Source organism: Mycobacterium sp., assembly GCF_035623875.1.
In the GTDB taxonomy this organism is placed as follows: Bacteria; Actinomycetota; Actinomycetes; order Mycobacteriales; family Mycobacteriaceae; genus Mycobacterium.
Map to the genome: position 1 here is coordinate 1 of NZ_DASPSP010000047.1, position 5,846 is coordinate 5,846.

The following is a 5,846-nucleotide window of genomic DNA, read 5'->3' on the forward strand; positions in this document are numbered from 1 at the left end:
TTCGGTTGCCGGAGCCGCGCCTGGTTTCCTGCCGCTTCCCGCTGTGTGCGCTGCGTACCTGGCCGAGGCCGCCGCAGCAAGCGTAAGCAAGGCAATTCCACCAGCGATGGCCATTCGCGCAGATGCCTTACTGGCCAGGCCGCGTAGACCGGTCCGGGATGGATGAGGGCCGTTGTCGATGCTTACTTATGCCAGCGTAGCGAATCCCGGCGGATAGTCGACCTGGTATCACACGACCGAATGACGACGCGAAATGCCCGCCTCTGAGCGAAATTTCAGCGACAGCCTCCGCACCGAGGCTGCTTTCGTTGATCAATGCCTGCTCAGTGCTTTGCGCTCACCCGAAGCGGCCCTGGCTGGACGATGCGCGGGGGCGGGTTTAGCTTTCTTCGCAACCCGCGCCGTCGGACGTTCGACTGGCGGGAGCATGTTGACCAACGCGTCACCCTTCTTCCCTGATTCGCTGCTCGATCGCAATCATGAGCAGGCCCCGCGCGGTGACGGCCGCCTCTTCTCAGATCTCAGCGACAAACCGAGGCGCGACCGGACGTCAGCTCAGGTAACGGCTCCGCCAGCGGGCAAAGCGATTCGTCGGCACGTGAATGGCAGCCATCACCGAGCTCATCGGCGACGCCACCGATTTCGGCAGTGTCTTGGGCTTGGCGGTCGGGGGGCCATCGCCTTCCCACCAAGTCGGTTCCAGCAGCGCCGTCGTCACCGGGATCGCCTGCTCGACACTGTTGCGACCCCATCTGCTCGCACGGTCGATGGACGCGACGGAGGGCGCCAGGTTCGCCGGCGACAGTGTCGGCTCGAATCGGACCAGGTGATCGGCGTAGGGCAGGTTACGTACCATCTGCAGCTGGATAGCCTGGGTTATCGGCACCAGCCACAGGTGCCGCGGATCCCATTGCGGGTGAAAGCAATCGAAAGCCAGGTAGCACGCGTTGCGGGTACCCAGCCTGCCGTCGCGGACCCGCTTCCACGCCAGTTCGATCGGGACGTTGCTGGCCGTTCCGCCGTCGACGAGCGCCGCGACGCCCTTCTCTTCGAAAAGAGCGTCGAGGGTCGGGATCATCCGCTCGTCGCTCGTTTCGTGATGCAGCACACCAGGAATGGCCGCCGAGAACGACGCGGCGTCGACGACGTCGAAGTCGCGTGCCGGGTCGTCGTCGCCGATGATGATGGGCTTGACGACCCGCAAGTCGATGAACGCGGCCACTTGCCACATCCGGGCGCCCACCACCGGGCCGATGCCGATCGGGCGAAACGGAACCGATCGCAGCTGCAGGGCCGCCAAGGCGGGACGGCGGAACCGTGACGGCAGCGCCGTATACGGTTGCCTGCGCACACCGGCGACCACGATGTCGAGCGGAATCGCCAAGTCCGACATGCGCATTCGTTGGCCGTCTTCGCGGCTGAGCATCGCGTGGGCGAACTGGTCGAAGCGCAACGCGAACATCCCAGCCAGGCCATGACGACGGCGCAGCCGTTCAGGTCCGAGGATGGCGCGGTAGGACACCGATTTCGCCCACGCGATGTACTCCTCAATCGGCACCGGCAAGGCGCGAGCCACCAGGCTGCCCAGGATCGACCCGATCGACGCGCCGATCATGTAGTCGGGCAACTGGCCGGCTTCCAGCAGCCGCTGCATGCCGCCGATGTAGACGAAACCCGCGCCACCACCGCCGCCGAGGACCGTGACGAGTTTCTTGTAGCCGACCTCGGCGTCCAATTCGGCTGGAGAGAAGTCATTCCCGTGTCGCTCGATGAGCACTTGCCGTTGGTCGTCCTGGTCGGCGGCCAGACCCGCCAGCGCGTCTCGTGCGGTTTTCAGCGCCGTGACCGGATCCGGCTCCTCGCGCAGCGGTCCGTATAGCGTGTCGGCGACCCGGGACCGCCACGGCGCGATCTCGGCGCCGACCGAGACGTCGCCGCGCCCACGGCTTCCGCCCGGGCCCGCCGCACCCGGTTCGAAGTCGGCGAGCCGGGCGAAGTTGAGGATGTAGCGCAGCTTGCGCAGCGACTCGGCGCTCAACACCTCCGGCTCGGCGAGCTGATGCCGGATCAGCCGGTTTTCCATCCGCTGCAACAGCAGAGCCGGCTCGGCCGACAGCAGATCGGCGCCGTCGACGGCGTCGAGCGCCTCGTCTTCGATTTCCTCGATGAGTTCCAGCCCGGCCTCGCGGCGGCCGAGGCGGCTGAGCAGCGCGTCGGCGAACGGAATCTGCATGGGGATCAGTTTCGTCGCAGCGCCGAGGGCGCACCATGGGAGGGTGCGGATCGGGCCGCAAACCCATGCGCAACCAGTACCTTTGATGCATGCTCGTTCGGCTTACCGCGCTGCTCGGCGTGCTGCTCGCCCTGTCGGGGTGTCCTGCTGCGCATCGAACGCAAACACTGCTCCCGGACGGCACGACCGTGCACACGATGCCGTTCGGCGGGTTGGACCGCAGCTACCGGATCCACAAGCCGGCGGGCCTGGCGGCGGCGCCACCGCTGGTGGTCATGCTGCACGGCGCGTTCGGCGACGCCGAGCAAGCCGAAAACTCCTACGGCTGGGATGCATTGGCCGACTCGGCGAAGTTCGTCGTCGCCTACCCCGACGGCATCGGGCAGACCTGGAATGCGCACGGCTGCTGCGGCAAGGCTGAGCGGGAGAACATCGACGACGTCGGCTTTATCACCACGATGGTCGGGGAGATCGAGGCTGCACTACCGATCGACAAGTCGCGGGTCTATGTCACCGGGATCAGCAACGGCGGCATCATGAGCTACGCGCTGGCCTGCAACAGCGGCATCTTCGCTGCCATCGGCCCGGATGCGGCCACTATGCTCGACGCCTGCACCGCCCCGCACCCGACGTCGGTGATCCACATCCACGGCACCGCTGACCGGCTGGTCCCTTACAACGGCGGTCAGGGCGCGAGCACCGTCAACGGCCCATCGATACCTGACGTCAACGCGTTCTGGCGCAACGTCGACCAATGTGGCCCACCCGCTGTCACGATCAAGGCCCCGGTCACCACATCGACCGCCGTGTGCGCCGATCATCGCAGCGTCCAGTTGATCACCATCGAGGGCGGCCGACACCAGTGGCCCGGCGGTACCACCTTCCTCGAGCGATTTGGCCCAGCGCACGCACTGAATGCCACCCAGACCATCTGGCAGTTCTTCGCGGCCCACCCTGCCTGATTTAGAGCCCCGGGATCAGGCCCACCAGGTGGAGCAGCGTGCCGCCGACCGCCTCCAGGTGGGTGCGGCGTTCGAGCTGTTTGCCCGCGACGGGCGTCGGGTGTTGTCCGCATCGCAATGATGACTTTCGTTGTGGCCGCGGGTATTTCGCTGCGGGTCGAAGCTCAGCGGTGGGAGAACCGGCGCTGGGCGGCGTCGTTCAATATACGAAATGCCCTCCTAATAGCTACTTTTCAGCGACAAGCCGCGCGCGATGCTTGCCGAAGCGTTGTGGCTCAACAATCACGCAAGGCGGGCGAACACAGGGTCGCGCGCCTTGGGTGGAGCTGTCTTGACCTAAACCAGAGTGGAGGTTTTACCATCGCGGCTATGGCACAACTCGATCGCCCGGCGCTCGATCAGCCGAGCGTTGATACCGACGCCGCGGTCAACGCACTCCTGCACACTCTGCAACGCGGGTACAACACCGGTCAGGCCGACGTATACGACGAACTGTTCGCGGAAGACATCCTTTGGGGTACGCCGAAGGGCCAGGTTGTTCACGGGTTCGCTCAGCTCAACGCAATTCACCGGCAGATGATGGGCGGAAAGCCGGTCACCCCGGCATCTCGCTTCGAGATCGTCCAAACCACCAGCCCCGCTCCCGGCGTGGTTGTGACCCAGATCCGTCGGCGAGCACTCAACGGCGAGTTCAGCGAGATGGCGATGTACGTGCTGGCGAGGCGAGGAGGTCGATGGTGGGTTGCCGGGGCGCAGAATACCCCTGTGAGTGATGCTTTGCCTCAATGGATTTGAGCTATGACTACGAGAACCTGTTGTTCACCCGCGTGGGCGATTGCGCGATGAAGTCGGAAGTCGATGCGTTGCTGCGCAACTACGCAGGCGACGTGCCGGGCGCGGCGGTGCTCGTGCTGCGCGACGGTCAGCCGGTCGTGCGCGCAAGCTACGGCCTCGCGGACCTGGAAGCCGGCGCACCAGCCACGCCTGAGACGAACTACCGGCTCGCATCGGTCACCAAGCAGTTCACCGCCGCGAGCATCCTGCTGCTGGCCGAGGACGGTCGCCTCAAGCTCGATGACCGCGGCCATAAGTGGCTGCCTTCGCTGCCGAAGGCCGCCGAGGCGGTCACGATTCGCCACCTGCTAACGCACACTTCGGGACTCATCGACTACGAAGATGTGATCCCGGAAACCTTCGCTGCGCAGTTGCACGACGCGGATGTGCTGCGGCTGCTGGAAACGCAGGATCACACCTACTTTCGCCCTGGCACCGGCTATCGGTACAGCAACAGCGGCTATGCGTTGCTGGCGCTGATCGTGCAGCAGGCGTCGGGGAAGACCTTCGCGACGTTCCTGCGTGAACGCATCTTCCAACCGCTCGCCATGTTCAACACCGTGGCGTACGAGGAAGGTATCTCGACGGTGGACAATCGCGCGTTCGGCTACACGGAAGAGGCGGGCCACTGGAACCGCACCGACCAAGACCAGACCAGTGCGGTGCTCGGGGACGGCGGAATCTATTCGTCGATCGACGATCTCGCGAAATGGGATGCCGCGCTGTACGACGGGCGCCTGCTGCATCCGAGCTCATTACGGGCGGCGTTCACACCCGCGACGCACACCGACGACCCCGAGATCGAGTACGGCTACGGCTGGCGCATCACCGGCGAGACGCTGTGGCACTCCGGCGAGACGGTGGGTTTCCGCACTGTGATCGTGCGCTACCCGAAGCGGCACATGACGGTGGTAGTGCTGACCAACCGGAACGAGCCCGAGCCCTACCAGCTGGCGCTGGATATCGCGAAAACGGTTATCGCTTCTCGATCGCCCTGATCGCGGGCGTTGCGTCGAATCGCAGCGCTCGTGCGATGTGTCGGGCCAATGCGATCATCGCCGCCAATGACACCCTCTGCTACCACGGGCTCGGCGCCAACCGCCTCTCCGACCTCTCGGTGATCGGCTTCACGCCGTTCGGATGAGCAGGCGTTCGGGCGGGGCGGCCGGCGGCGGGATCGCGAGCGGCGCGTCGCCGGGAGAGATGCGTCCGAGCACGTGCGGTCCGGTGAGCAGCGGCGCCTGGTGCCAGGAGAGGAAGCCGATCAGCGCCATCAGGTAGGCCTCCTTGGCCTGCGCGGGCAGGCCGTGCTCGTCGCTGACGGTGAGCGGGAGGCGGCGCTCGAGCGCGGCGAGCAGTACCGGGTTGCGGACGCCGCCTCCGGACGCGACGACCTCGGCGGGCGCGTACGGCGTCAGCGCGTCGGCGACGGTGATCGCGGTCAGCTCCGTCAGCGTCGCCAGCAGGTCCTCCGGCGCGAGATCCGGCAGCTCCCCGAGGCCGTCGAGGCAGAAGTGCTCGCGGCCGGTCGACTTCGGCGGCGCGAGCGCGTAGTAGGGGTCATCGAGCAGGCCTTGGAGGAGCGCCGCGTCCGGCGTGCCGCGGGCGGCGAGCCGGCCGTCCTCGTCGTTCGGCCGGCCGATCGTGCGGCGCGCCGCCTCGTCGAGCAGGCAGTTGGCCGGGCCGGTGTCGAATGCGAGCGGGTGACGGCCGCGGCGGACGATCGTCACGTTCGCGATTCCGCCGAGGTTGAGCGCCGCGCGCGTGTGCTCGCCCCGCAGCCACAGGTCGTCGAGGATCCCGGCGAGCGGGGCGCC

At 66.5% G+C, this 5,846-nt stretch carries 5 protein-coding genes; 3 read left to right on the top strand and 2 right to left on the bottom strand.

Annotated elements, in window-relative coordinates; all coding sequences use genetic code 11:
- Positions 1 to 550: 550 nt before the first annotated feature.
- On the bottom strand, positions 551 to 2,233 hold the full coding sequence (locus VEI45_RS04210; protein ID WP_324850430.1) for a patatin-like phospholipase family protein: 1,683 nt from the start codon (positions 2,231 to 2,233) through the stop codon (positions 551 to 553).
- Positions 2,234 to 2,322: 89 nt separating this feature from the next.
- On the opposite strand from VEI45_RS04210, the gene VEI45_RS04215 reads away from it, so the two are divergent.
- From VEI45_RS04215 to VEI45_RS04225, 3 genes are all read left to right on the top strand, one after another.
- Complete coding sequence (locus tag VEI45_RS04215) at positions 2,323 to 3,195, top strand: alpha/beta hydrolase family esterase (protein WP_324850432.1); 873 nt, start codon at positions 2,323 to 2,325, stop codon at positions 3,193 to 3,195.
- A gap of 369 nt (positions 3,196 to 3,564) precedes the next feature.
- On the top strand, positions 3,565 to 3,990 hold the full coding sequence (locus VEI45_RS04220) for a nuclear transport factor 2 family protein (protein ID WP_324850434.1): 426 nt from the start codon (positions 3,565 to 3,567) through the stop codon (positions 3,988 to 3,990).
- Positions 3,991 to 4,010: 20 nt separating this feature from the next.
- A complete protein-coding gene (locus VEI45_RS04225) occupies positions 4,011 to 5,027 on the top strand; it encodes a serine hydrolase domain-containing protein (RefSeq protein WP_324850436.1) in 1,017 nt (338 codons plus the stop codon).
- A gap of 129 nt (positions 5,028 to 5,156) precedes the next feature.
- On the opposite strand, the gene VEI45_RS04230 is transcribed toward VEI45_RS04225, so the two are convergent.
- A partial coding sequence (locus VEI45_RS04230; RefSeq protein ID WP_324850438.1) for an anhydro-N-acetylmuramic acid kinase occupies positions 5,157 to 5,846 on the bottom strand: 690 nt, incomplete at its 5' end.